This window comes from Geothrix terrae, from assembly GCF_022808775.1.
Lineage (GTDB): Bacteria > Acidobacteriota > Holophagae > Holophagales > Holophagaceae > Geothrix > Geothrix terrae.
This window is the reverse complement of sequence record NZ_JAKZLA010000001.1, coordinates 352,849-376,133: the sequence shown is the minus strand read 5'-3', so window position 1 is coordinate 376,133 and position 23,285 is coordinate 352,849. Positions and strand designations below refer to the sequence as shown.

The window sequence follows — 23,285 nt, the reverse complement described above, 5'->3', positions numbered from 1 at the left end:
TTCAGTCCCGCATGTGCGTCACGAGGACGTAGGAGGATTCGATTCCCGTGAGGGCGTGGGGCTGGTCCTTGTCGAAGACCACCCGGTCGCCAGGCGCCATGGGAATCCAGGTCTCGCCCTTGAGCACCTCGATGCGCCCGGTCAGAAGCTGGGCCGTGGCGACATAGGGGGCCTTGTGAGGGGCGATCTTCACCCCTCCGGGCAGAGCCACGAGAACGACTTTGACACCGTGCTCCACATCGATGAGCGGCAGAGTGGCCCGCTGCGATTCAGGCATGGGCAGCGCTTCCTGGAGGTTCGTGATGGGCATGGAGATCCTTTCGCTGCGGCCCTCAGGCCGCGTCTTTGGGTTCAGGGGAGAACACCAGCCTCAGAGTGGCGTAGGCGATGGGCAGGGCGCCGGCCAGCAGGAAGACCGTGTCGGCCACGATGCGGATCCACTCCAGGGTGTGGAAGGCGCCGCCCATGAGGTAGTCCAGGCGGCGGGCATGCCAGTAGCCGTGGGAGAGCACGTCCCAGAGCTGGATGACGCCGCCCGGGAACAGGTCCAGGAGCAGCATGAGACCCAGGCCGATGTTGAGTCCCCAGAAGCCGAAGCGGATGCCCTTCTCCGCCCGCGCCCAGGCCCGGTCGCCCTTCAGTTCCCGCAGGCAGAAGACCAGCACGGCCAGGGCCAGCATGCCGAAGACGCCGAACATGGCCGCGTGCCCGTGATTGGCCGTGAGCGTCGTGCCGATCTCGAAGTAGGACACGATGGGCAGGTTGATGAGGAAGCCGAAGACGCCTGCCCCCACGAAGTTCCACACGCCCACGGCGATGAGGAACTTGATGGCCCAGCGCTGCCGCGCCGCCAGGGGCTTGCCGCAGTCCTCGCAGTTCTTGTCCTGCAGGCGGATGAAGTCCCAGGCGTCCAGCGTCAGCAGCGTGAGCGGCACCACTTCCAGGGCGGAGAAGCTGGCGGCCAGGCCCATGTTCAGGGTCCCCTGCCCCGTGAAGTACCAGTGGTGGCCGATGCCCATGATGCCGCCGGCCAGGTAGAGGATGGCGTCGAGGTACACGAGCCGCGTGGCGGACTTCGAAGTGACGAGACCCAGCTGATAGAACATCACCGCCACCAGCACCGTGGCGAAGAGCTCGAAGAAGCCCTCCACCCAGAGGTGGATGATCCAGAAGCGCCAGTTGTCGATGACGGCGAAGTTGGTGCGGGGCCCGTAGAACAGGGCCGGCACGTAGAACAGCGGGATGGCGATGGCCGCGTAGAAGAAGAGGGAGGGCAGCTCCCCTTGGCTCCCATCCTTCATGGCCGGCCGCAGGGCCCGGAACATGAGGAACAGCCAGAAGATGAGCCCTGCCGCCAGCAACAGCTGCCAGAAGCGGCCCAGGTCGAGGTACTCGCTCCCCTGATGGCCCAGCCAGAACCACAGGCTGCCGAGGTAGCCGTTGATGCCCGCGTACTCACCGAACAGGCTGCCGAAGACCACGATGGCCAGGGCCCCGAGCAGCAGGAGCACGCCGGCCCGCTGGCCCTTGGGTTCGGCCCCGCCCACGAGCGGAGCCAGGAAGAGGCCGCCGCCCACCCAGGCCGTGGCGATCCAGAAGATGGCCAGCTGCAGGTGCCATGTCCTCGCCAGGTTGTAGGGCAGGATGCTGGCCAGGTCGAAGCCGTAGAAACCCCCGGGTTCGACGCGGTAGTGCGCCAGCGCCCCGCCCAGGGCCGCCTGGCCGAGGAACAGCAGGGCCACCACTGCGAAGAAGAGGCCCACGGCCTTCTGGCTGGGGGTGAGGGTCCAGGCGTGGAGCCGGCCCTCCTCCGCGTGCTTCCAGCCCGCCTCGCCACCCCAGCCCAGGTAGTCGAACTTCCCGAAGATGAAGAGGATGAGGCCCAGGCCGCCCAGCAGCGCGATGAGGCTCATGGCGCTCCACAGATAGGTCGAGGCCGTGGGCGTGTTGCCCACCAGCGGCTCGTAGGGCCAGTTGTTGGTGTAGGAGTAGTCCTTCCCGGGGCGCGGTGCCACGGTGGCCCAGGTGGCCCAGGCGAAGTAGGCCGTCAGGTTTCGCAGTTCTCCCTCGTCCTGGATGAACTTCGCGGGCAGGCCCACGGCGGGCTTGTCGCCGGAGAAGTACGCCTTCCACTCGCCGATCTGCGTGCGGTAGGCCGCGACCTCCAGCTCTGTGAAGCGGAGGGAGTCCGTGCCCGGATCGTAGCGGTTCTGCTTGGTCTGCGAGGCCAGCAGGGCGCCGATCTCCAGGGCCTGCCCCTCACTCAGATCCTTGAAGGGCCGGCCGTACCGGGCCTGGGCCAGGACATCCCGCCCGATCTCCGCTTGCCGGTGCAGGTACTCGGCCGTGTAGTCGGGCCCCAGGTAGGCGCCATGGCCCCAGAGGGTTCCGTGCTCCATGAGACCGTATTTCAGGAAGACCTCTTGGCCGTCCTTGATGTCCTCCCCCGTGAAGAGGACCTGGCCCGCCTCCCCCACGACGCGCGCTGGAATCGGTGGCGCGCCGGCGTAGGTCTTGGCCGTGACCCAGATCAGCAGGCTGAAACCGAAGATCATCACGAGGATGACGGCCTGACGCCAGCGGGGGGAAAGGGGGGTGGAATCCTGATGGGAACCGCTCATGGCGCGCATCTCCTTGATGGATCCGGAAAAACCCATCAAACAGTGCGCTCGAACGACACAATGCTCAAGCAGAATTCGGACACCAGAGTTCGAAACCAGGCTCCCGGCCTCTTCCGTCGATCAACCGCCCTGTCCCAACCCGGTGACCTCACCGGCGCTGAGGCGTCGGATGCCCTCCGCCGTGGCCACCTTCAGGCGGCCGTCCGGCTCCCAGCCCAGGCACGTGCCCTGCCCGTCCTCCCAGCGGATGGGGGTCCCCGTCTCAGGCCAACGGAAAGGCGGTTGAATATTTTGCGTTAAATTACGCCATGAATTGATGATATGAATTGCCAAGACTTCGATGGATGGGAATTCCAGTCCCAGGTCCTGCAGACAGGCAGGGGGAACGGCGCGGTCAGAGATTTCGGGGGCAGATGTCAGGTTCACGCCCATGCCCAGGATGAGACGGGCGCCCACCTGCTCGCCGAGAATGCCGCCCACCTTCACCAGCCTGCCCGCCTTCCAGGCCACGAGGTCATTGGGCCACTTCAGGCCCAGAATCCTGCCTTCGGGATCCAGCACCTGCGCAGCGGCGGTCATCGCGCGCTGGAGCACCAGGCCCGGTGCAACGCCTGAGGACGCGGGCAGCACAACGGACAGCCAGAGCCCTGCTCCCGCGGCGCTTTCCCAGCGGTTGCCCTGGCGACCCCGGCCTTCGGTCTGGCGGTCCGCCAGCACGGCGCAGAAACCCAGGTGGGGGTGCCGCCGGAGAAAGGCCTGGGTGGAATCCACCGAGGCCAGGTGGATCAGGGGCAGGTCCACGCTACTTCCGGCTGCCCTGGTTGCGGAGCCAGAGGATGCGCAGGCCATCCAGGGTGAGGTCGGGCGCCTCCAGGCGGATGTGCTGGGTATGGGGCCCGATCACCTTCGCCAGCCCGCCCGTGGACACCACCTTGGCCTCCGGGCACTCGGCCAGCAGACGGTCCAGGATGCCATCCACCATGCCCACGTAGCCGTAGAAGATGCCGGCCTGCATGGCCTGGACGGTGTTTCGGCCCACCAGCCGGTCGGGCTCGGCCACCTCCACCCGGGGCAGGCGGCTGGCCCGCTGGAAGAGCGCGTCGGCGCTGATCTTCAGGCCGGGGCAGATGAGGCCGCCCAGGTATTCCCGCTTGGCGTTCACCACATCGAAGGTGGTGGCGGTGCCAAAGTCCACGACGATGACCGGCGCCCCGTAGGCCTCGATGGCCGCCACTGCGTTCACCAGCCGGTCGGCGCCCAGCTCCGCGGGGTTGTCGATGAGGACCTTCACGCCGGTCTTCACCCCCGGCTCCACGTAGAAGGCGTCCACCCCGAAGTAAACCGAGGACAGGCTCATGAGGATGGGGTGCAGGGGCGGCACCACGCAGGAGATGGCCACGTGCTTGATCTGGCGGGCCTCGATGCCCTGGTGGCGCATGAGGGCCAGGGCGGACACGCCGTACTCGTCCACCGTGCGCTCGCGGCTCGTGGCCAGACGCCAGGAGCAGACCAGCGGAGAGTCAGGCCCCTTTGACAGATCGTAGATCCCCAACACCACGTTGGTGTTGCCCACATCGACGGCCAACAGAAGACTCATGCGCGCTCCGAGCCACTTAGGATCGCCTGACGGGGGCGCGCCCGCCACCCCCTTGTGATGCCGATTCCCGGCCCCTCCAGTACCCTGGTGGTTCCGCCTGGAGCCGCCATGCCCCGCACCCTGATCGAACCCTTCCGCATCAAGTCCGTGGAGCCCATCCGCATGACGACCCCCCAGGAGCGGCTGGAGCTCCTGGAGGCCGCCAAGCTGAACGTGTTCAAGCTGCGGGCCGAAGACGTGCTGCTGGACTGGCTGACGGACTCCGGCACGGGCGCCATGAGCTCCGCCCAGTGGGGCGCCATCATGGTGGGCGACGAGAGCTACGCCGGGGCCCGCAGCTTCTTCCGGCTCGAGGCCGTGCTCCAGGACATCACGGGCATGGCCCACTTCGTCCCCACCCACCAGGGGCGCGCCGCCGAAAAGGTGCTCTTCACGGCCGTGTGCAAGAAGGGCGATCTGGTGCCCAACAACTGCCACTTCGACACCACCCGGGCCAACCTCGAGTACAACGGCGTCGAGGCGGTGGATCTGGTGATCCCCGAGGGCCTCCAGCCGAGCCGCATCCACCCCTTCAAGGGCAACATCGACCTGGAGCGCGTGGAGGAGACGCTGAAGAAGGACGGCCACCGCATTCCCTTCGGCATGATCACGGTGACCAACAACACCGGCGGCGGCCAGCCGGTGTCCATGGCGAACCTCCGGGCCTACGCCCAGCTCCTGAAGAAGTACGGCAAGCCCCTCATCATGGATGTCTGCCGCTTCGCCGAGAACGCCATGTTCATCAAGCTGCGCGAAGACGGCTACCAGGACACCCCCATCAAGGCCATCTGCCAGGAGATGTTCAGCTACGCCGACGGCTGCACCATGAGCGCCAAGAAGGACGGCATGGTGAACATCGGCGGGTTCATCATGCTCCGCAGCGACGAGTGGCTGGATCCCGTCCGCAACATGCTGATCCTCACCGAGGGCTTCCCCACCTATGGCGGCTTGGCCGGTCGCGATCTGGAAGCCCTGGCCGTGGGCCTGGAGGAAGGCATGGAGGAGTCCTACCTGCGCTACCGGCTGCGCACGGCCGAATACCTGGGCGAGAAACTGGAGGCCGCGGGCGTGGGCTTCGTGAAACCCACCGGTGGCCACGCGGTCTACCTCGACGCCAAGACCGTGCTGCCGGACATGCCGGTGGCGCAGTACCCGGCCTGGGCCCTCTGCAACGCCCTCTACCTGGAAGGCGGCATCCGCGGCGTGGAGATCGGCTCCGTCATGTTCGGCAAGCACCTGGACGACGACACCGAGACCTACCACAGCATGGAGCTGGTGCGCCTGGCCTTCCCCCGCCGCATGTACACCCAGAGCCACTTCGACTTCGCCGCCGAGGTCATCGCCGAGGTGAAGGCCAAGGCCAAGGAGATCCGCGGCGTGAAGATCGTCAAGCAGAGCAAGTACCTGCGGCACTTCACGGCCGAGATGGCCTGGGCGTAGGATCCAGGAGTCTCCCGCGCGGTCGCGGCGATTCTTCGATAGCATGGGCGTAACTCATCCATTCTGGAGCGCCCGTGACCTCTGAGGTGGAAGCCCTCTTCGCCCGCCAGCGAGCTGCCCGCTGGCGGGTGGCGGCCACGTCCGCCGACCAGCGCCGGGCAAAGCTCCGGGCCTTGCTGGATGCCCTCATGGCCCACCGGGCTGAGGCCCAGGCGGCCCTGGCGGCGGACTTTCGGAAGGCGCCGGAGGAGGTGGACCTCACGGAGCTCTACCCCGTCATCTCTGAGATCCGGGACGCCCTGCGCCATCTGCCGCGCTGGATGAAGCCACGCCGGGTGCCCACCCCCATCGGCCTCCTCGGCAGCGTAGGCACCGTCATCCATGAGCCCCGGGGCGTGATCCTCATCATCAGCCCCTGGAACTACCCCATCTACCTGACGCTCGGCCCCCTGGTATCCGCCCTCGCCGCGGGCAACTGCGCCGTGCTCAAGCCCTCGGAATTCACCCCCCGCACCAATGCCTTCCTCCGGAAGCTGCTGACCGGTCTCTTCCCGGAGGAGGAAGTGGCCCTGGTGGAGGGCGAGGCCGACGCAGCCCAGGCCCTGCTGGCCCTGCCCTTCGACCACATCTTCTTCACGGGTAGTCCTGCCGTGGGGAGATCGGTCATGAAGGCCGCCGCCGAGCACTTGGCCTCCGTGACGCTGGAGCTGGGCGGCAAGTCCCCCGTGCTGGTGGACGCGGACGCCAACCTGCGCGAAGCCGCTCGCAAGGTCGCCTGGGGCAAGGGGCTCAATGCGGGCCAGACCTGTGTGGCGCCGGACTACGTGCTGGTCCACACCCGCGTGCATGACGCCTTCGTGAATGAGCTGAAGGGCGCCTTCGAGGCCTTCTACGGCGCCTCGCCTGAAGCCCGCAGGGCCAGCCCGGACCTGGCCCGGATCATCAACGACCGGCATTTCACGAGGATCCAGGCCCTTCTGAGCGGGTCCGCAGCCCAGGTCGCCTTCGGCGGCGAGACGGACGCCGCCACGCGCTACATCGGTCCGACAGTGCTCACCGACGTCGCCCCCACCGCGCCCATCATGCAGGAGGAGATCTTCGGCCCCCTGCTGCCCGTGCTGCGGGTGGAGGACATGGACGAGGCCGTGGCCTTCGTGAACGCCCGGCCCAAGCCCCTGGCCCTCTACGTGTTCAGCGGCAGCGGCCGATCCGCCGGGGCCCTCCTGGCCCGCACCACGGCCGGGGGCGGTTGCATCAACGACACGGTGCTGCACTTCGCCCACACCGGCCTGCCCACGGGTGGCGTGAACACCTCGGGCTTCGGCAAGGCCCACGGCCGCCACGGCTTCGAGGCCTTCTCCAATGCCCGGGGCATCCTGCGCCAGCCCACGCGCTTCTCGGCCGTCCAGCTCATGTACCCGCCCTACACCGGTTTCGTGCGGCGTATGATCGACTTGACGCTAAAGCACTTCTGAACTGACTCGGGCACCATTCTTTCCGTGAGGCCCGAGGGCCCTTAGAGACATTCCATGCAACTCAGCCACCTCCTCCAGTCGCGGGCCAAGCGCAGGAACCTCAGGGTCCTGGCGCACGGCCGCCGCATCATCTTCCTCATGCTCCCCCTGGGCGCCTTCACCGGGTGGATGATGGGCCTGGCCGTGGCCGCCTACCTCGCCCTCTTCGAGTGGTTCCGGGAGAGCATGACCCGGAACCACCTCGTCCTCCTCCTTCCCTTGATCGGCCTGCCCCTCGCCACCACGATCCTGGCCCTGGGCGGCGTCGGCGACGTGACCCTGGCCGAGGACATCGAGATCTCCCATAAGGACCCCTACCGGGCCTTCCCTTTCCGGGAGTCGTTCATCAAGGTGCTGGCCTGCTTCGCCACCATCTTCCTCGGGGGAAGCGCGGGCCTGGAGGGACCTGGAAAGTGGTTCGGCGCCGCCGTCGGACTCCAGTGCCACCGGCTGGTCCGGTCCCTCTCCCGCCGGCTCCAGTTCTTCCGCAGACTCCTGATGGACGCGCACACCATGGTGGCCTGTGGCGCGGCGGGAGCCCTGGCCTCGGTCTTCCGTGCGCCGCTGAGCGCGGCCCTGTTCGCGGCCGAGCACGACGGCACCCTGCGCTCACTCAACCTGGTGCCCACCCTGGTGGCCGCCGCCTCCGGCTACCTGGTCTTCGCCGCGATGATGGGGCACCAGCCCCTGCTCACCCTCACCCGGCCCTACACCCTGGCCTGGCGCGAGATCTGGATGGCCCTTCCGCTCGGTCTGGCCTGCGGCCTGGGCTCCAGCTTCTTCAGCGCGGCCCAGGCCACCTTCCGCAGGCGGCTCGCCTGGATCCCCCTTCCCCTGCGCGGCCTGGCGGGCGGTGTGGGACTGGTGGTGCTCATGCTGCCGGGACACCTCCTGCTGCCCGGCATCCCCGTGGCGCGCGGCGGGGGCGTGGAGCTCGTGAACCACCTCCTGGCGACCCCGCCCGACCTGCGCATGGCCCTCATCTTCCTGGCCGTGAAGATCCTGGCCACCGCCCTGACGCTCGGGTCCGGCGGCATCGGGGGCACCTGGCTGCCGGCCGTGGCCATGGGCGCCTGTCTCGGCTCCGCCTTCGATGCCTGGTTCCTGCCGGGCTATCCGGGGCTGCTCACGATGCTCGGAGCCACGGCCTTCGCGGGGGCCTTCAACGAGACGATGCTGGTTCCGGTCGTGTTCCTGGCGGAGACCACGGCCCAGGCCGCCCTGGTGGTGCCGGCCCTGGTGGCCACCGCCGTGGCCTATCTGGTGGCCCGGGAATGGGACTGAAGGTGCCCACCGTCCAGAGCCACGGCGCCCGTTCCGCTAATGCCGTCCCACGAACTCGTCCATGCTGCGGTTCACGCCGAAGAAGCCGAGCACGGCGTCGAAGAGGAAGGGCGGGAGCACGCGGATGACCGGCACGGTCATCACGAAGCGGGGCATGATCAGGCGCGAGCGGTTCCCTTCAATGGCGCCCACGATGCGGCGCACCACGTAGTCCGGCTTGAGGATGGGCAGCAGCCACGCGAAGCGGGTCTTCACGCCTTCGAACATGCCCGTATCGATGAAGAAGGGGCAGACCACCGTCGTGCGCACAGGACTGCCCAGCCGCTTCAGCTCCATGCGCAGGGACTCGTCGAAGCCCACGGCGGCGAACTTCGAGGCGGAGTAGTCCACCAGGCGCGAGGTCCCCGCCAGGCCCGCGGCGGAGGCCACCGTGACGATGTGCCCCTTCCTCGCCGCCAGCATGTCCGGCAGGAAGGCCCGCACGGTCCAGAAGTTCGCCAGAACGTTGACCTGGAAGGTGCGCTCGATGCCTTCGTCGCTGCATTCCAGGAGCGTCTTCCCGGACACGATGCCCGCGTTGTTGATGAGGATGTCGACGCCGCCGCGCTGCTGCCGGATCTCCGCGCAGGTGGCCTGGACGGCGGCCCGGTCGGAGAGGTCGACCGCGAAGCCCCTGGCCTCCCCGCCCTTGGCCAAGATCGCCTCGCAGAGCGCATCCAGGCCCTTCGCGTCCCGGTCTAGCAGGCTCACGCGGGCGCCACGGGCAGCGGCCTCCAGGGCCATGAGCCGGCCCAGGCCGCTGGCCGCACCGGTGATGAGGACGTGGGCGCCTCGGAAGGAAGTCATGGAAGCCTCGGGGGTTTCCAGGATCCTAGCAGGCTCCGAGCTCGGCTCTTAGCGCTGGGCTTCCTCCAGGGCGCCCTGGGCCGCTTCCCAGTCGCTCATGGCATAGGCCAGATCCGCTTCCAGCGTCTTCTGGGTGTCCAGCCTGGCGCTGAAGGCCTGCCAGTCGGCGGGGTCCATGGCGGCCATCTCCTTCTGGAGGCCCGCCAGCTTCGCTTCCAGCTCCGCCACCTTGGCCTCGGCCTCGGCCACGTGCTTCTCGAAGCGCTTGATCGCCCGCTGCTTGTCTTTGTCGATGGGTTTGGGAGATGGAAGCTGGGGCTTGGCAGGGCCCTGCGGCTTCGCCGCCGGGCTTGGCTTCGCCTGCGGCGAGGCAGACTTCTTGGGGGGCTCGGGGTCGGTACTTCCGCTCCCCTCCTCGGCGCTCAGGTCCAGGTCCACCCAGGCCTGGTGGTCCTCGTAGCCGCCCTCGCGGAATTCGGCCCGGCCCTCGTGGATGCGCAGCAGCGAATCGGCCACACGGCCCAGCAGGTAGCGGTCGTGGGTGACCACGATGGCCGCGCCGGTGAAGCTGAGGATGGTGTCCTCCATGGCTTCCATGCTGGGGATGTCCATGTGGTTGGTGGGCTCGTCCAGCAGCAGCAGGTTCACGCCGTGGCGGATGAGGGTGGCGATGCTGAGCCGGGCGCGCTCGCCGCCGGAGAGGGCCGTCACAGGCTTGTCCACGTCGTCGCCGCGGAACTGGAACTTGGCCAGGAAGCCGAGCACGTCCTGCTTCAGGGCCTGGGGGTTCACGGCGTGGATCTGCTGGAACACGGTGTTGCGCGGGTCCAGGTTCTTGTGGTGCTGGTCGAAGTAGCCCAGCTTCACCTGGCTGCCCAGGCGGGCCCGGCCCGTGATGAAGGGGATCTCCTCGGAGATGGCCTTCAGCAGCGTGGACTTGCCGGTGCCATTGAGGCCCACGATGCCCATCTTCTGGCCACGCTTGATCTGGAGCTGTTCCAGCGGCGCGTAGAGGGCCTTCCCGCCCCAACCCACGCTGGCATTCTCCAGCACCAGGGCCACATCGCCGCTGCGCTGGGTCTCGGGGAAGCTGAACTTCACCTTGCGGCGGTCCCGCAGGGGTTTCTGGATGCGGTCCAGCTTGGCGAGATGGGTCCGGCGACCCCGGGCCTGCTTGGTGTTCTGGCCCGCGATGTTGCGGCGGATGTACTCTTCCTGGTTCTTGATGTAGGCCTGCTGCTGCTCGTAGTGGCGCTCCAGCAGCTCCAGCTCCTGCTCCTTCTTCTCCATGAACTCGGAGTAGTTGCCGTCGTAGGCCCGGGAGCGGCCCAGCTCCAGCTCCAGGATCTCGGTGGCGATCTTGTCCAGGAAGTAGCGGTCGTGGCTGATGACCGCCACGGTGGCGTCCGTGTCCTGGATGAACGACTCGAGCCAGCGCAGGCTGGGCAGGTCCAGGTGGTTGGTGGGCTCGTCCAGCAGCAGCAGGTCCTGGCCTTGGAGGATGGCCTTGGCGAGCATCACGCGGCTCTTCTGGCCGCCGGACAGCGTCTCCACCGGGCGCTCGAAGTCGGCGGCGCTGAATCCCAGCGCCTGGAGGATGCTCTCGGCGCGGGCGCGGATCGTGAAGCCGTCGAGATGCTCGAAGGCTTCCGTCACCTTCTGGTAGCGGGCCATCACCTCATCGAGGTCGGAGCCCGTCTCACCCATGCGATGCTCCAGCTCGCGCATCTCGTGCTGAAGCTTCTCCACGTCGCCAAAGGCCGCCAGCGCCTCCTCCAGCACGCTGCCCTTTGTCTCGGGCACCAGGTCCTGGGCGTAGTGGCCCATGCGGATGCCGCGCTCCTTCGTGGGCTTCACCACCGTGCCGCTGTCGGCTTCCAGCTGGCCCAGCAGGAGCTTGAAGACGGTGCTCTTGCCCGCGCCGTTGCGGCCGATGACGCCCCAGCACTCGCCCTCCTGGATGGCCCAGGTGACGTCCTTCAGCACCTCCTGGGGGCCGAAGCGGAGATCGACATGGTTGAGGGAAGCGAGCATGGGGTTTCAGCTTTCGGCTATCAGCTATCAGCTATCAGCTATCGGTGCGAGGGTGGCTGACAGCTGATAGCTGAAGGCTGACAGCAAGAAGGCCACCTTGCGGTGGCCTTCTGTTTGGTGGAGCCAATCGGGATCGAACCGACGACCTCTTGCATGCCATGCAAGCGCTCTCCCAGCTGAGCTATGGCCCCAATGGGGAAGACCCAGTATCACACTCCTTTGCGGCTTCCGCAAGCACAGATCATCGGGGTGTCAGGCGGAGCTTCTGGCCCGTCTTGACGCGGTCACCCTTCATCCGGTTCCAGGCCTTGAGATCCATGGGATCCAGACCGTACTTCCGGCCGATGGCGGCGAGGGTCTCGCCGCGACGGACGACGTGGATGCGGGGCGCGGCCTCCGTCCTTGCAGAGGCGCCGGGCCCCTTGGAACCAGGCAGCAGCACGCTATCTCCGGGGTGCAGAGCCTTCACAGCCTCCGGGTTGAGCCGCATGAGCTCGCCCAGTGGGATCTTCCGGGCCCGGGCGATCTTGGCGAGGGTGTCTCCGGGTTTGGCCCGGTAGGTGGCGCCGGTGGATGCGGGTTCAGAGGAGGTGGCGTCGGTCCGATCGGCGTTGGCCGCAGAACTAGGCGCGCCCGCGGATGCCGGAGCAGGAGCCTCAGACTGGGCGGGAACTTGAGCGACCGCCGGGGCGGCGCCGCTGCCCGCTTCGACCGCCGGGGCCGGGGCGCCTTCCGCAGGAGGAGCGGACACCACGGGAACGGCCGGGAGAGGATCCAGGGGCCGGTCGCCCAGCAGCTTCACGCGCTCGATCCTGGGCGCGAGATCCCGCGCGTCCAGAAGCAAGCTGGGCGCGGGAGGAATCAGCAGGCGCTTTCCAGGCTTGAACTGCCGGGCGGTGATGTCATTGGCATCGAGCAGGTCATCGGGCGTCAGCTTGAACCGTTTCGCGACCTTCACGAGGGTGTCGCCCCGCCGGACCGTGTAGTGCTGGAAGTTCAGCCGCCGGCCGGCCGGCATGCGGGCGAGCTGCCGCATACACTCCAGAGCCTTGCCGGGAGGCACGCGGAGGGTGTAGCTGCCCGGGGGCGTGGAGCCCCGCAGAAGTTCGGGATTCAGGGCCTTCAGCGTCGACGCGTCCGTCCCTGCGCACCGGGCCAGCACCGCGAGGCTGGTCTGGGTGGGGACCGTGACGGTCTCGTAGACGTAGGGCGCGAGAGGGGCGATGGCCAGGCCGTACCGGACCGGATTGCGTCCCACCAGGATCGCCGCGCAGAGCTCCGGCACGTAGTTCTTGGTCTCGGTGCGCAGCCAGCGGGAGCGGGCCAGATCCCAGAAGTTGCGCGTGCCCACATTCTGGATGGCGCGCTCCAGCGTCAGAGGGCCCGCGTTGTAGCCGGAGGCCGCCAGGTACCAGTCCCCGGAGATCTCGTAGAGGCGCTTCAGGTAGCGGGCCGCGGCCCGTGCGGACTTGACCGGATCGCGCCGTTCTTCGACCCAGGCATTGGCGGTCAGTCCGTAGATCCGCCCGGTGGAGCGGATGAACTGCCACATGCCCACGGCCTTGGCCCGACTCTTGGCCTCGTTGCGGAAGCCCGATTCGATGACCGCGAGGTAGGCCAGGTCCGAGGGGACACCCTCCTCGGCGAAGATCTGCCGGATCATGGGCATGTACACCGATGCACGGCCCAGGGCGTTCTCCATGAAGCCGCGCTTGGTGGTGGTGAAGACGCTCACCCAGGTGAGCACCTTGTCATTCAGGTCGATGGGGAAGTCGTAGGTCGCCCCCTGCTCGGCCGCACGCACCTTCTCCAGCTCGCTCTTGAGCTCCTCACCGCTGATGGAGATCACCTCCTCAGCGGCCTTGAGCCCGGGTTCCGCCTCTCCCGGGGCCTCGGGCTCTTCGGCGGCCAACTGGTCCTGCACTTCCTTCAGGCGCTGGATCAGCTCCTGCACCTCCGGCCTGCGGAGCAGCTCGGGAGGCCAATCGGCCGTGAGGACATCGGCCTCATCCGAGCGGGTTCCGGCCGTGTCCTCATCGTCCGCCTCCAGAGCCTTCTCGGCGGCCTCGACCAGGGCGCGCAACCGCGCGATTCGCGTCGCATCGGATTCGGGCGCCCGGGCGGGGGCGACCACCGCCTGGGGCACTCCCAGGGGCTGGGCGGACGGCAACGGTCCCGGGACCGGCACCGTCCCCCAGAGCAGGGCTGTCAGAAGCGGAAACGGCATGAGCCTAGTGGCTTTCCGCGCTCACCAGGGCTTCGTAGGCGGCGGCGTCCAGCAGCTCGCCGGACAGGGCGCCGGACAGCTTGATCTTGACCATCCAGCCCTTGCCGTAGGGGTCCTCATTCACGGCTTCCGGATGGTCGGCAAGGGCCGCGTTCACTTCGAGGACTTCGCCGGCGGAGGGCATGTTCAGCTCGGACACCGTCTTCACGGACTCCACCGTGCCGAACTCCTCGCCAGCTCCGAAGGAGGCGCCGGCCTCCGGCAGGTCCACGAACACCACATCGCCCAAAGCGTCCTGCGCGTAGTGCGTGATGCCCACCAGCGCAGTGCCGTCGCCCGCGGGCTTCACCCACTCGTGGTCCTTGGTGTACTTCAGATCGGCAGGGAACATGAATCCTCCAGGTTGGTCTATGAAAACTGATAGCTGACGGCTGATAGCTGAGAGCTACTTCTGCCGCTTGTAGAACGGCGTGGGGATGATCTCCGCATCCACGGCCCGGCCGCGGATCTCGATCTGGATCCGCCCGCCGACCTTGGCCAGCTCGGTGGGGACGTAGGCGAGGCCCAGGTTGAAGCCGCAGGTGGGCGAGGGCGCGGCGCTGGTGACGAAGCCGATCTGCTTGCCGGCCTGCACCACGGGCATGTGGTCGCGGGCGATGTCCCGCTTCTCGAGGGTCTTGAAGCCCACCAGTTTCCGGGGCGCGGGAGCGGCCTTCGCGGCCAGCAGGGCATCCCGGCCGATGAAACCGCCCTTGTCCAGCTTCACGATCCAGCCGAGGCCCGCCTCCAGGGCGTGGATGCTGTCGTCGATCTCGTGGCCGTAGAGCGCCATCTTGCATTCCAGGCGCAGGGTGTTGCGGCAGCCCAGGCCCGCAGGGACCAGGCCGGCCGGCTTGCCGGCGGCCAGGACGGCGTTCCAGAGCTTCTCGGTGTCGGCGGCGGCGCAGTAGAGCTCGAAGCCGTCCTCGCCGGTATAGCCTGTGCGGCTGATGAGGCACTTGATCCCCGCCACCTCGCCGTGCGTGAAGAAGTAGTATCCGATGGGATCGAGCGGGGTCTTCGTGAGGGGCTGGAGCATGCCCACCGCCAGCGGGCCCTGGAGGGCGATCTGGCCCGTGGCCGGGCTCTCGTTCACCACCGTGCAGTCGAATGCCGCGGCGTGCTTCTGAACCCAGGCGAAGTCCTTGTCGATGTTGCCGGCGTTCACCACCAGGAGGAATTCCTGCTCGCCCTCGCGGTAGACCAGCAGGTCATCCACGAAGGTGCCGTTCTCGTAGAGGAAGGCGGTGTAGTGCACCTGGCCCAGGGCCAGCTTGGAGACGGCGTTCGGGGTGAGGTGCTCCACCAGGGCCAGGGCTCCGGGGCCCTTCACGCGGAACTCCCCCATGTGGCTCACGTCGAAGAGACCCGCCTTGGTCCTGACCGCCTCATGTTCCGCGATGATCCCCGTGGGGTACTGCACGGGCATGTCCCATCCGCCGAAGTCCACCATCTTGGCGTTCAGGGCGCGGTGGGCGGCGTTCAGAGGCGTCTTCATCAGCTCGGACACAGAAGTGGACATGGGCTACTCCGGTTGGGAAGCCCCAGTCTATCGCCGGGGAACCCAGGGCAGAAGGCCCGGTAATTCCCATCCCAGCCTCCACAGACCGCTCTCCGCCTGCCTTGTGACGAGGCGCACAGCCAGCGGCAGGACTGCCACACCGGTATCCGCCGCGCGATCGAGCTCCGCCGCATAGACCGGATCGATCTCGCGGGCCGCATCGAACCGGTCCACGTCCGTGCGATGCACGAACAGGGCGATGGCCGCCCGATGGCCCTCGCGCACCATGGCCTGGAGTTCGCGCAGATGCTTGGTTCCACGTTCGGTCACGGCATCGGGAAACAGGGCCCAGGGCCCGTCCTTCAAGGTGGCGTTCTTCACCTCGATGAAGACCTGGCGGCCCTCTCGGTCTTCAGCCAGGACATCGATGCGGCTGTTCTCAACCCCGTATTTCACCTCCGTGCGCACGCCGAGCAGGCCAGGCAGCCCGGGCAGCGCATCCCGCCGGGCGGCTTCGGCCACCACTCGGTTCGGCATGCCGGTTTCCACGCCCACCCAGCCACCGGCCCGCTCCACCGCCAGCCAGGTGAACTTCAGCTTGCGTTTGGGGTTCGCGGAGGGTTCCAGCAGCACCCGATCCCCGGCCTCCCAACACGTCTTCATCGAACCCGTGTTGGTAGTGTGAGCGGTGACGATGGAGCCATCCGCCAGCCTCACGTCCGCCAGGAACCGCTTGTAACGCTTGATCAGCGTGCCCGGCACCAGCCCGGTCTTCTCGATCAGGATCATGGCCACTGGGCCAGGATGCGATCCACGGCCTCCGACAGATCCGCGGCCACCAGGTCCGCCGTGGACCCGTCAACCTCGGCGCCATACCCCGTGCGGACCAGGGCCACCCGGCACCCCGACCGGCGGCCGGCCTCCAGGTCGATGGCCTTGTCTCCCACCATCCAGGATCCGGCCAGGTCGAGGCCATGTTCTTCAGCCGCTTTCAGCAGCATGCCCGGGTTCGGCTTGCGGTCCGGGTGGTCCGCCACGGCATACTCCCCCTGCCCCTTCTCGTGGTGGGGGGCGGCGTACACGGCGTCGATCCAGGCGTTCTCCAGGGCCAGCAGCGTCCCCATGCGGCTCATGACGGCGGCGAAATCCTGCCATCCGTACTTCCCCCGCCCGATCCCACTCTGATTCGTGACCACCACCACCGGGATGCCCCTGGCATTGAGGCGGGCCACGGCCGCCGCAGAGCCGGGGATCATCGCCAGGCGGTCCGGATCGCTGAGGTAATCCACCTCCTCGTTGAGGGTGCCATCACGATCCAGGAACACTGCCGGCTTCACGGGGCCTCCTCCCGGTTCAAACAGGGACTGGAGCAGGATGCCAGAGATGGCACACTGTTGGGCCGTTCCGAGGTTCCCCCCATGATCGACAAGCGCATCAGCACCGCCCTGGAAGCCGTGAAGGACATCCCCGACGGAGCCCACCTCGCCGTGGGCGGTTTCGGCCTCTGCGGCATTCCCGAACACCTCATCGCGGCCCTGGCCCAGACCGGCGTCAAGGGCCTGACCTGCTATTCCAACAACGCCGGCGTGGATGATTTCGGCCTGGGCATCCTCCTCCGGAACCACCAGATCCACAAGATGGTCAGCAGCTATGTGGGCGAGAACGCCGAATTCGCGCGCCAGTTCCTCAGTGGCGAGCTGGAGGTGGAGCTGGTGCCCCAGGGCACCCTGGCGGAGCGCATGCGGGCCGGCGGCGCCGGCATTCCGGCCTTCTTCACGCCCACGGGCGCCGGCACGAAGGTGGCGGAGGGGAAGGAAACCCGGCGGTTCCATGGGCGCGATTGCGTGCTGGAGCAAGGCATCTTCGCCGATTTCGCCCTGGTGAAGGCGTGGAAGGCGGACCGGCTGGGCAACCTCGTCTACCGCAAGACCGCCCGCAACTTCAACCCCATGGCAGCCACCTGCGGCAAGGTCTGCATCGCGGAAGTGGAGGAGATCGTCGAGGTGGGCGAGCTGGATCCCGATGCCATCCACACCCCCGGCATCTTCGTCCACCGGCTCGTGCTGGGAACGGCCTACGAGAAGCGGATCGAGAAGGTGGTGACGCGCGTCAATCCATCCGGAGGCTGAGCCGGACAATGGTTCCGTGAGGGGCGGCCATGAGCTCGACGGTGCCCCCGTAGGCGGTCATGAGCTGGGCGCAGGACGGCAATCCAGTCCCGGGGCGCCGCCCGGGCTCCGGGGCCGGAGCCTCGGGCCGCAGCCCGGACAAAGGTTCGAACGCCCGCTCCAGGAGCTCCGGAGCGATGGGGCCGCCATCATCCTCCAGCTCCAGGCGGAAGTGCCGCTTCCCTCCCCAGGAGCGCAACTGGATCCGGTTCGTGGCACCCCCCAGCGCATGGGCCACGAGGTGTCCCAGCAGGTCCGAGAAATCGGTGGAGACCCCGAAGATCAGATCCCTGGGGGCTTGCAGGTTGAGTTCCAACGGGAACTCCGGGGGGAGCGTCCCGTCCACGTGCAGGATCTCCAGTTCCTGGTGGATCAAGTCGTGCAGGTGGATCCACTCCGGGGCGCTGGCTTCGACCTGACCCGTCCGGCGGAGCAGGACCCGGACCAGGTCGTCCACCTGGGCGATGGCTCGGCGGATCGATTCCATGGAACGCTGGCAGGCCTCGCGCTCCTCGGGGGGCGGGATATCGGCCCGTTCCATGTGGACCGACAGGATGTGGCTCTCCTCCTTCAGGGTCCGCACCGGCGTCTGGAGGCGCTGGGCCATCTGGAGGAAGAGGGCGCCGAGGGCGGTCTTCCGGTCCTGGGCCACCAGGGCCCGCTGGGCGTTCTTGAGCGCCACATAGGTGGATTCGAGGCCTTCGTAGCTGGTGCTGAGGGCCCGGCTGGTCTCGTCCAGGTGCCCAATGAGCTCGGCGTTCTCCACCGTGACCTGGAGGCTGCCGGCATAGAGGGCGGCCAGCTCCATCTCGAAGGCCTGGAAGGCCGCGCCGGAGCGATCCGCCGCGAGGAACCCCCAGAGGCGGTCCTCACCGGATCGGCTGCGCAGGGGCAAGAGCATCGCCTGGGCTCTCGGATCCCACAGTCCCAGGTCGATCCCCTGCTCCCAGGCCGCTGTCTGGCGAAGCTCCGTGTTGATGAGGACCAGACCGGCCGGGAGCGCCTCCACCCCGGTGACCAGGGGTTGCTCCCTCGGCAGCACGGGCGTCTCCTCCATCCCGCCGGAACTCCAGGTCCAGCCCTGGAAATAAGCCCCGCTCGAGTGCAGATGGTAGGTGGTCAGGCGATCGAGGCCCAGCTCTTCCCGCATCTGCCCCAGGATCCGCGAGCAGATCTCGTCCACATCCCTGAGGGGAATGGTGTCCCTGCTGAGGGCCAGCAGCCTGGAGAGGTTGTGGCTGCGCTGCTCCAGCACCGCCTGGACTTCCAGGAGCTTCCGGTTGCCCTCCTGTGCCTCGCGGAGCTGCGCCTCCAGATGCTCGACCACCTGGTGGGTGAACTGCCGGAGGGCCGCACCTTCCCGCCCCTGCTCGAGGCGGTCCCGCTGTCCGCCGAGGTACGCCTCGACCTGCCCCACGAACAGGAACGGGTCGATGGGCTTGGAGATGAACCCGTCGCAGCCTGTCACCAGCGCGGTCTCCCGGTCGCTGCGCATGGTCTTGGCGGTGAGGGCGACGATCAGGACGCCATCCATGGACGGATTCTGGCGCAGCTTGGTGGCCACCTCGAACCCCGAAAGGCCGGGCAGGTTGATGTCCAGCAGGATCAGGGCCGGCTTGAGCTGCACGGCCATCTCGTACCCCTTCAGGCCGTCGTCCGCCCAGTGCGGTTCGAACCCCGCCTGGGAGAGCAGGCGGTGGACCAGCCGCCAGTTCATGGCGTTGTCCTCGATGCAGAGGATCTTCCGGAGGTTACTGCTCATGCCGCCACCCCGGTGACCAGCGGCATCTCCACCTCGAAGACGCTGCCCTCACCCTTGCGGCTGGAGGCCCGGATGCGCCCGTTCATGAGGCCCATGAACCGCTGGCTGATGGCCAGGCCAAGGCCCGTCCCGCCGAAGCGCCGCGAGATGCTCCCATCCACCTGCTGGAACGGCTTGAACAGGCGGCCCAGGTCCTCTTCCGTCATGCCGATGCCCGTGTCCTCGATGCGGACGAGAAAGCGGTCTCCGACGGCCTCGGCCGCGATCCGCACGGACCCGCTTTCCGTGAACTTGACCGCATTGCCCACGAGGTTCGTGAAGACCTGCCGGAGCCGATCCCGGTCCCCCATGACGCGGAACAGGCCGTCGGGACGCTGGTACTCCAGGGTGATGGGGCGGCCCTGGACCAGACCCGCCGCCATGGCTTTCACTTCGTCCAGCAATGCCACGGGGTCCACCTCCTCGAGGTCCAGGGCCATCTTGCCCGCTTCGATCTTGGAGAGGTCGAGAATCGAGTCGATCAGACCCAGAAGGGACCGCCCGTTCTGATAGATGATCTGAAGATCCTCTTTCACCTCCTCCCCCAGCCGCCCGCCGGGGTCCTGCATGAGCATGCCCGAGAACCCGATGATGGAGTTGAGGGGAGTCCGCAGTTCGTGGCTCACGTTCGCCAGGAATTCGTCCTTCAGCCGGTCCACCTCCTTCAGCTTCTGGTAGCTGGTGAGCAGGCTGTCGTTGAGGTCCCGCAGCTCCCGGGTCTTCTCCTGGACCTTCTCCTCCAGGGTGCTGGCCCAGGCCTTGAGCTCCATCCGGCTCTGCTCCAGCCCGCGGGTGCGCTCCTGGACGAGCTGCTCGAGGTTGGCGCGGATCTCCTCCAGTTCCCAGATGGTTTCCATGAGCTGGCGCGTGCGTTCCTGGACGCGGTACTCCAACAGGCGGTTCTGGCGCTCGATCTCGTCCCGGGAGACGCGAAGCTTGTCGGTCATCACCTCGAAGGACTGGCTCAGATCCTGGATCTCGTCCCGCGTGGAGACCTTGACGGAGACCGTCTCCAGGTGGCCCTGGGCCACTTTCTGGGCGGCCTCGGTCAGCTGGATCACCGGCCGGAGGTAGCGGTTCGAAAGGAAGATCGCCGCCCCGATGCCCAGCACCAGCGTCACCAGGCCCACAGCCAGGCTCGCGCGGATGTTCTCCCGGACGGCCCGCTGGGTCCCCTCGGTGGTGAAGCCGAGCACGAGGGTGCCCACCTGGTCCGCCCGTGGCTCCTCGTAGAAGACCGGCGCCACGGCCACCAGCATGTTGCTTTCCCGGCGGGTGTACGTGTGGGAGATGCCATCCCGCAGCACCTGGCCCGTGGCCCACTCGGGCGTGGTCGGCGTGCTGTCCAGGGCTTCGCCGTCCGAGCCGTAGACGGCGCTGAACCGGAAGGAGGGGATGTTCTGGACGCCCTGAAGCACCTTGGCGATGTCCCGGGTGTTCCCCTTGCTCACCGCCGGGCCGAGGGCATAGCTGGCCGTCTCGGCAACCTGGCGGGCGCTCAATTCAGCCTGGGTGCGGATCTGCTGTTCCACCCACCGCGGGTAGTAGAGCAGGTTGAAGGCGATGAACGAGAGGACCAGGATGCTGATGACAGCGCTCAGCTTGGTCTTGATGGACAGGCGGTACATGCAGGGGGCCCGGGGAAGCGGCTTCCAGCCTAACAGTAGCGCTACAACTTGAAGAGGTTCACCTCTCGGTTGAGCATGTGGACCTGGACCCCCAGCTGTTCCACGGCTCCGCTGGAGTCCTCGATGGCCTGTTCGCTCTCCAGGGCCTTGCCCAACACGCGGTTCATGGTCTCCTTCAGGGACAACACATGGTTCTCCTGGCGGGCCAGGATCTCGTGGAGGCTGCTGGCCAGGGTCCGGACCTGCTCCGTGGCTTTCGCGATTTCATCGCTGCCCGCGCTCTGCTCCCGGGTCGAATCCCGCACCACGCTGGTGGCCTGCTGGACGTTCATGGCCAGGGACAGGATGTGGTTGCTGGTCTGCTGCTGCTCCTCCATGACCGAGCGGATCGTCTCCACCTGGTGGTGGATGTTCCGGTTGGCTTCGTGGATGAGGCTCGCCTGGCCGCCCTGCTGGAGGGTCTCGCTGAGGATGCTCTCCACGACCCTGTCCATGCCCCCGACGGATTCGAGGATGGCCTGGAGAGCCTCTTCACTCTGGACCACGGATTCGGCCCCGTCCCGGACGGCATCGATCCCCAGCTCCACCTGCTGGTAGGCCTTCCGGATCTCCGCCTGCAGAGTGCCGATGATCTGCTGGATCTCCTGAGTGGAACGTCCGGTCTGCTCGGCGAGTTCCTTGATCTCGTCAGCCACCACGGAGAACCCCTTGGCCTGCCCCTCCCCCGCCACGCCGCTCTGGGAGGCGATGATGGCGGCGTTCAGGGCGAGCAGGTTGGTCTGCTGGGCGTGGCTCCCGATGTAGTCCAGGATCTTCGCGATGTCCGTTCCCTGCTGCAGGAGGGTGCGCGTGGTGCTCTGGAAGTCCTGGACGACCCGGTCGATCACCTGGATCTTGTCCCGGTTCCTCGCCACCAGCTCCATGCCCCTGGCCACGGTGTGGATCACGTTCTTGGCATAGCGCCGGGCGATCTTCACGTTGTCGTCGATGGCGGAGGCGCTCTGCTCCAGGTTCTCCGCGAACTCCCGCGTGTGCTCGGCGTGGCCGGCGAGGTGATCGACGTTCTTGCCCACGTTCTTGATGGAGATGTCGAAGTCGCGGATGGCGGAGGTGATCCCCTCGACCACCAGCAACAGCTCATCCATGCTCCGGTTGATCTGCTGCACGCTGGCGGCCATCTGAACGATGGTCGAGTTGGTGTTCTCGGAGGCCAGGCTCAGCTCCATGGAGCTGGCGCTGATGCTGATGGAGGTGTCCGTCAGCTCGTTGATCTCCTCGTGGAACGATTCGATGAGTTCGCGCTGGCCATGGCTGGACTGGCGGACCCCGTCCGCGGATTCGCGGATCGCGCTGGAGGCCCTGGCCAGGTCGCGGCTGGCCGAACGGATCTGGACCACCATGCCCCGCAGGCTCCCCACCATGCGGCCGAAGCCTTCGGCGAGGGAGGCCACTTCGTCGTCGCTGTAGACGGCCTCGAGGGTATCGATGCGCCCCTCCCCCACCCGCTTGGCGTTGCGACTGAGCAGCAGCAGCGGCTGCTGCACGTCGCGGAGGATCAGCTGGATGAAGTAGATCAGGAAGATCCCGGCCAGGAGCAGGATGGCCAGGCTGGGCCGGAACGCCTTCCAGATGGCGTCCGCGTATTCCGCCTCGGGGATCACCGCCCGCAGCTTCGAGCCGTCCGGGAGGGGCTGGATCACGACGATGTCCCCGCCTCCCCCGGGCTGGAGGCGGGAACCGAGCAGGTTCCCGCCCTTGCTCGCGGGGAGCTGGAGCGAAATGCCGCCGCCGGTGCCGAGCCTCAGCGTGCCCATGAAGGCGTCCAGGTCCTCCGGAGTGGTGTTCATCTCCTGCACGAAGGCCACGGAATCCTCGAGATTGGCCAGTTCGTTCCTGGCGTAGCTCGTGACCTTGGTGCGGATGGAGGACTGGAGCGTGAGCCCCGACACCAGGATGGAGAGCATGAGCACGCCCCCGGTCATGGCCAGGATGCCGAAGCCGAACTTGGCCCGCAGGCTGGTGGCGAAACGCGCTTCAGACTCGGTGAACCCCGGCTGCCCGGCCAGGAGCCGGTAGATCTTCATCAGGTTCTGCTTGGTCAGGAAGTACTGGCTGATGGCCGCCAGCGCCACCAGAACCAGGAAAATGGCCGCCATGACCGAGCTCACCAGGATGCTCTGGCCCAGGCGCAGCTTCACCCAAAGGTAGGTCCCGGCGCTCAGGCAGGCTCCAAGGTAGAGGAACAGCAGCGACGAGGTCTGCGGGAACCGGGTCAGCGAGCGGTAGAGGTCCGCCCTGAGGATCCCCCCAGCCAGGAGGCCATCCAGGCGGCGGATCTGGAGCATGGAGGCCCCCACCGCCAGCGCCAGCAGGCTCGCCGTGGCAGCCAAACCCGGGAGGGTCAACCGGAATTCCGGAGGCGACGTGAGCACGAACAGCAGGAAACCCACCAGGAAGGCCGAGAGCCAGACCAGCCCCGTGCTCCGCTTCAGCTGGGCGAGCACCATGGCCAGGACGGACGGGTCCACCCTGGCGGGAGCCTCAGC

18 protein-coding genes and 1 tRNA gene are annotated in these 23,285 nt (G+C 67.4%); 4 read left to right on the top strand and 15 right to left on the bottom strand.

What is annotated here, in order from left to right; genetic code table 11:
- Position 1: 1 nt before the first annotated feature.
- The 4 genes from MLE42_RS01780 to MLE42_RS01765 all read right to left on the bottom strand — a co-directional run bounded on the left by MLE42_RS01780 (position 2) and on the right by MLE42_RS01765 (position 4,218).
- Positions 2-310, bottom strand: a complete 309-nt coding sequence (locus tag MLE42_RS01780; protein ID WP_243286159.1) for a cupin domain-containing protein — start codon at positions 308-310, stop codon at positions 2-4.
- 22 nt (positions 311-332) lie between these two features.
- Entirely contained in the window at positions 333-2,621 is a 2,289-nt protein-coding gene (locus tag MLE42_RS01775) for a nitric-oxide reductase large subunit (RefSeq protein WP_243286158.1), read from the bottom strand.
- A 120-nt stretch (positions 2,622-2,741) separates the two neighbouring features.
- Positions 2,742-3,422: a biotin--[acetyl-CoA-carboxylase] ligase gene (locus MLE42_RS01770; RefSeq protein WP_243286157.1), complete on the bottom strand. Its 681-nt coding sequence runs from the start codon at positions 3,420-3,422 to the stop codon at positions 2,742-2,744.
- Between the two features lies 1 nt (position 3,423).
- Positions 3,424-4,218: a type III pantothenate kinase gene (locus tag MLE42_RS01765; protein WP_243286156.1), complete on the bottom strand. Its 795-nt coding sequence runs from the start codon at positions 4,216-4,218 to the stop codon at positions 3,424-3,426.
- Between the two features lie 108 nt (positions 4,219-4,326).
- On the opposite strand from MLE42_RS01765, the gene MLE42_RS01760 reads away from it, so the two are divergent.
- From MLE42_RS01760 to MLE42_RS01750, 3 genes are all read left to right on the top strand, one after another.
- The gene (locus MLE42_RS01760) at positions 4,327-5,697 is read left to right on the top strand and encodes a tryptophanase (protein WP_243286155.1); all 1,371 of its coding nucleotides are present in this window, start codon (positions 4,327-4,329) and stop codon (positions 5,695-5,697) included.
- A gap of 74 nt (positions 5,698-5,771) precedes the next feature.
- Positions 5,772-7,172 (top strand): aldehyde dehydrogenase family protein, encoded by a 1,401-nt coding sequence (locus tag MLE42_RS01755; protein ID WP_243286154.1) that lies wholly within the window; start codon positions 5,772-5,774, stop codon positions 7,170-7,172.
- A 54-nt stretch (positions 7,173-7,226) separates the two neighbouring features.
- Positions 7,227-8,495, top strand: a complete 1,269-nt coding sequence (locus MLE42_RS01750) for a chloride channel protein (protein WP_243286153.1) — start codon at positions 7,227-7,229, stop codon at positions 8,493-8,495.
- 36 nt (positions 8,496-8,531) lie between these two features.
- On the opposite strand, the gene MLE42_RS01745 is transcribed toward MLE42_RS01750, so the two are convergent.
- The 8 genes from MLE42_RS01745 to MLE42_RS01710 form a co-directional block, all read right to left on the bottom strand.
- The gene (locus tag MLE42_RS01745; RefSeq protein WP_243286152.1) at positions 8,532-9,341 is read right to left on the bottom strand and encodes an SDR family oxidoreductase; all 810 of its coding nucleotides are present in this window, start codon (positions 9,339-9,341) and stop codon (positions 8,532-8,534) included.
- Positions 9,342-9,389: 48 nt separating this feature from the next.
- Positions 9,390-11,375 carry an ABC-F family ATP-binding cassette domain-containing protein gene (locus MLE42_RS01740; RefSeq protein ID WP_243286151.1) on the bottom strand — a complete coding sequence of 662 codons (1,986 nt, stop codon included), beginning with the start codon at positions 11,373-11,375 and terminating at the stop codon, positions 9,390-9,392.
- 115 nt (positions 11,376-11,490) lie between these two features.
- A tRNA-Ala gene (locus tag MLE42_RS01735) sits at positions 11,491-11,566 on the bottom strand.
- A gap of 50 nt (positions 11,567-11,616) precedes the next feature.
- Positions 11,617-13,602, bottom strand: coding sequence for a LysM peptidoglycan-binding domain-containing protein (locus tag MLE42_RS01730; protein ID WP_243286150.1), 1,986 nt, complete (start codon positions 13,600-13,602; stop codon positions 11,617-11,619).
- 4 nt (positions 13,603-13,606) lie between these two features.
- Entirely contained in the window at positions 13,607-13,993 is a 387-nt protein-coding gene (gene gcvH, locus MLE42_RS01725; RefSeq protein ID WP_243286149.1) for a glycine cleavage system protein GcvH, read from the bottom strand.
- Positions 13,994-14,047: 54 nt separating this feature from the next.
- Positions 14,048-15,151, bottom strand: a complete 1,104-nt coding sequence (gcvT, locus tag MLE42_RS01720; protein ID WP_420843061.1) for a glycine cleavage system aminomethyltransferase GcvT — start codon at positions 15,149-15,151, stop codon at positions 14,048-14,050.
- A 39-nt stretch (positions 15,152-15,190) separates the two neighbouring features.
- A complete protein-coding gene (sfsA, locus tag MLE42_RS01715) occupies positions 15,191-15,931 on the bottom strand; it encodes a DNA/RNA nuclease SfsA (RefSeq protein ID WP_243286425.1) in 741 nt (246 codons plus the stop codon).
- A complete protein-coding gene (locus MLE42_RS01710; RefSeq protein ID WP_243286147.1) occupies positions 15,928-16,479 on the bottom strand; it encodes a D-glycero-alpha-D-manno-heptose-1,7-bisphosphate 7-phosphatase in 552 nt (183 codons plus the stop codon). The genes sfsA and MLE42_RS01710 overlap by 4 nt, the downstream gene beginning before the upstream one ends.
- Before the next feature lie 81 nt (positions 16,480-16,560).
- Here MLE42_RS01710 and MLE42_RS01705 point away from each other — a divergent pair, with 81 nt between their 5' ends.
- Positions 16,561-17,271 carry a CoA transferase subunit A gene (locus tag MLE42_RS01705; RefSeq protein ID WP_243286146.1) on the top strand — a complete coding sequence of 237 codons (711 nt, stop codon included), beginning with the start codon at positions 16,561-16,563 and terminating at the stop codon, positions 17,269-17,271.
- Here MLE42_RS01705 and MLE42_RS01700 read toward each other — a convergent pair.
- From MLE42_RS01700 to MLE42_RS01690, 3 genes are read right to left on the bottom strand one after another with little or no spacing between them, the layout of a single operon-like run.
- Positions 17,252-19,072, bottom strand: coding sequence for a response regulator (locus tag MLE42_RS01700; protein WP_243286145.1), 1,821 nt, complete (start codon positions 19,070-19,072; stop codon positions 17,252-17,254). The genes MLE42_RS01705 and MLE42_RS01700 overlap by 20 nt on opposite strands.
- Positions 19,069-20,739 carry a sensor histidine kinase gene (locus MLE42_RS01695; RefSeq protein ID WP_243286144.1) on the bottom strand — a complete coding sequence of 557 codons (1,671 nt, stop codon included), beginning with the start codon at positions 20,737-20,739 and terminating at the stop codon, positions 19,069-19,071. The genes MLE42_RS01700 and MLE42_RS01695 overlap by 4 nt, the downstream gene beginning before the upstream one ends.
- A gap of 41 nt (positions 20,740-20,780) precedes the next feature.
- Positions 20,781-23,267, bottom strand: coding sequence for a methyl-accepting chemotaxis protein (locus MLE42_RS01690; RefSeq protein ID WP_243286143.1), 2,487 nt, complete (start codon positions 23,265-23,267; stop codon positions 20,781-20,783).
- Positions 23,268-23,285 lie beyond the last annotated feature (18 nt).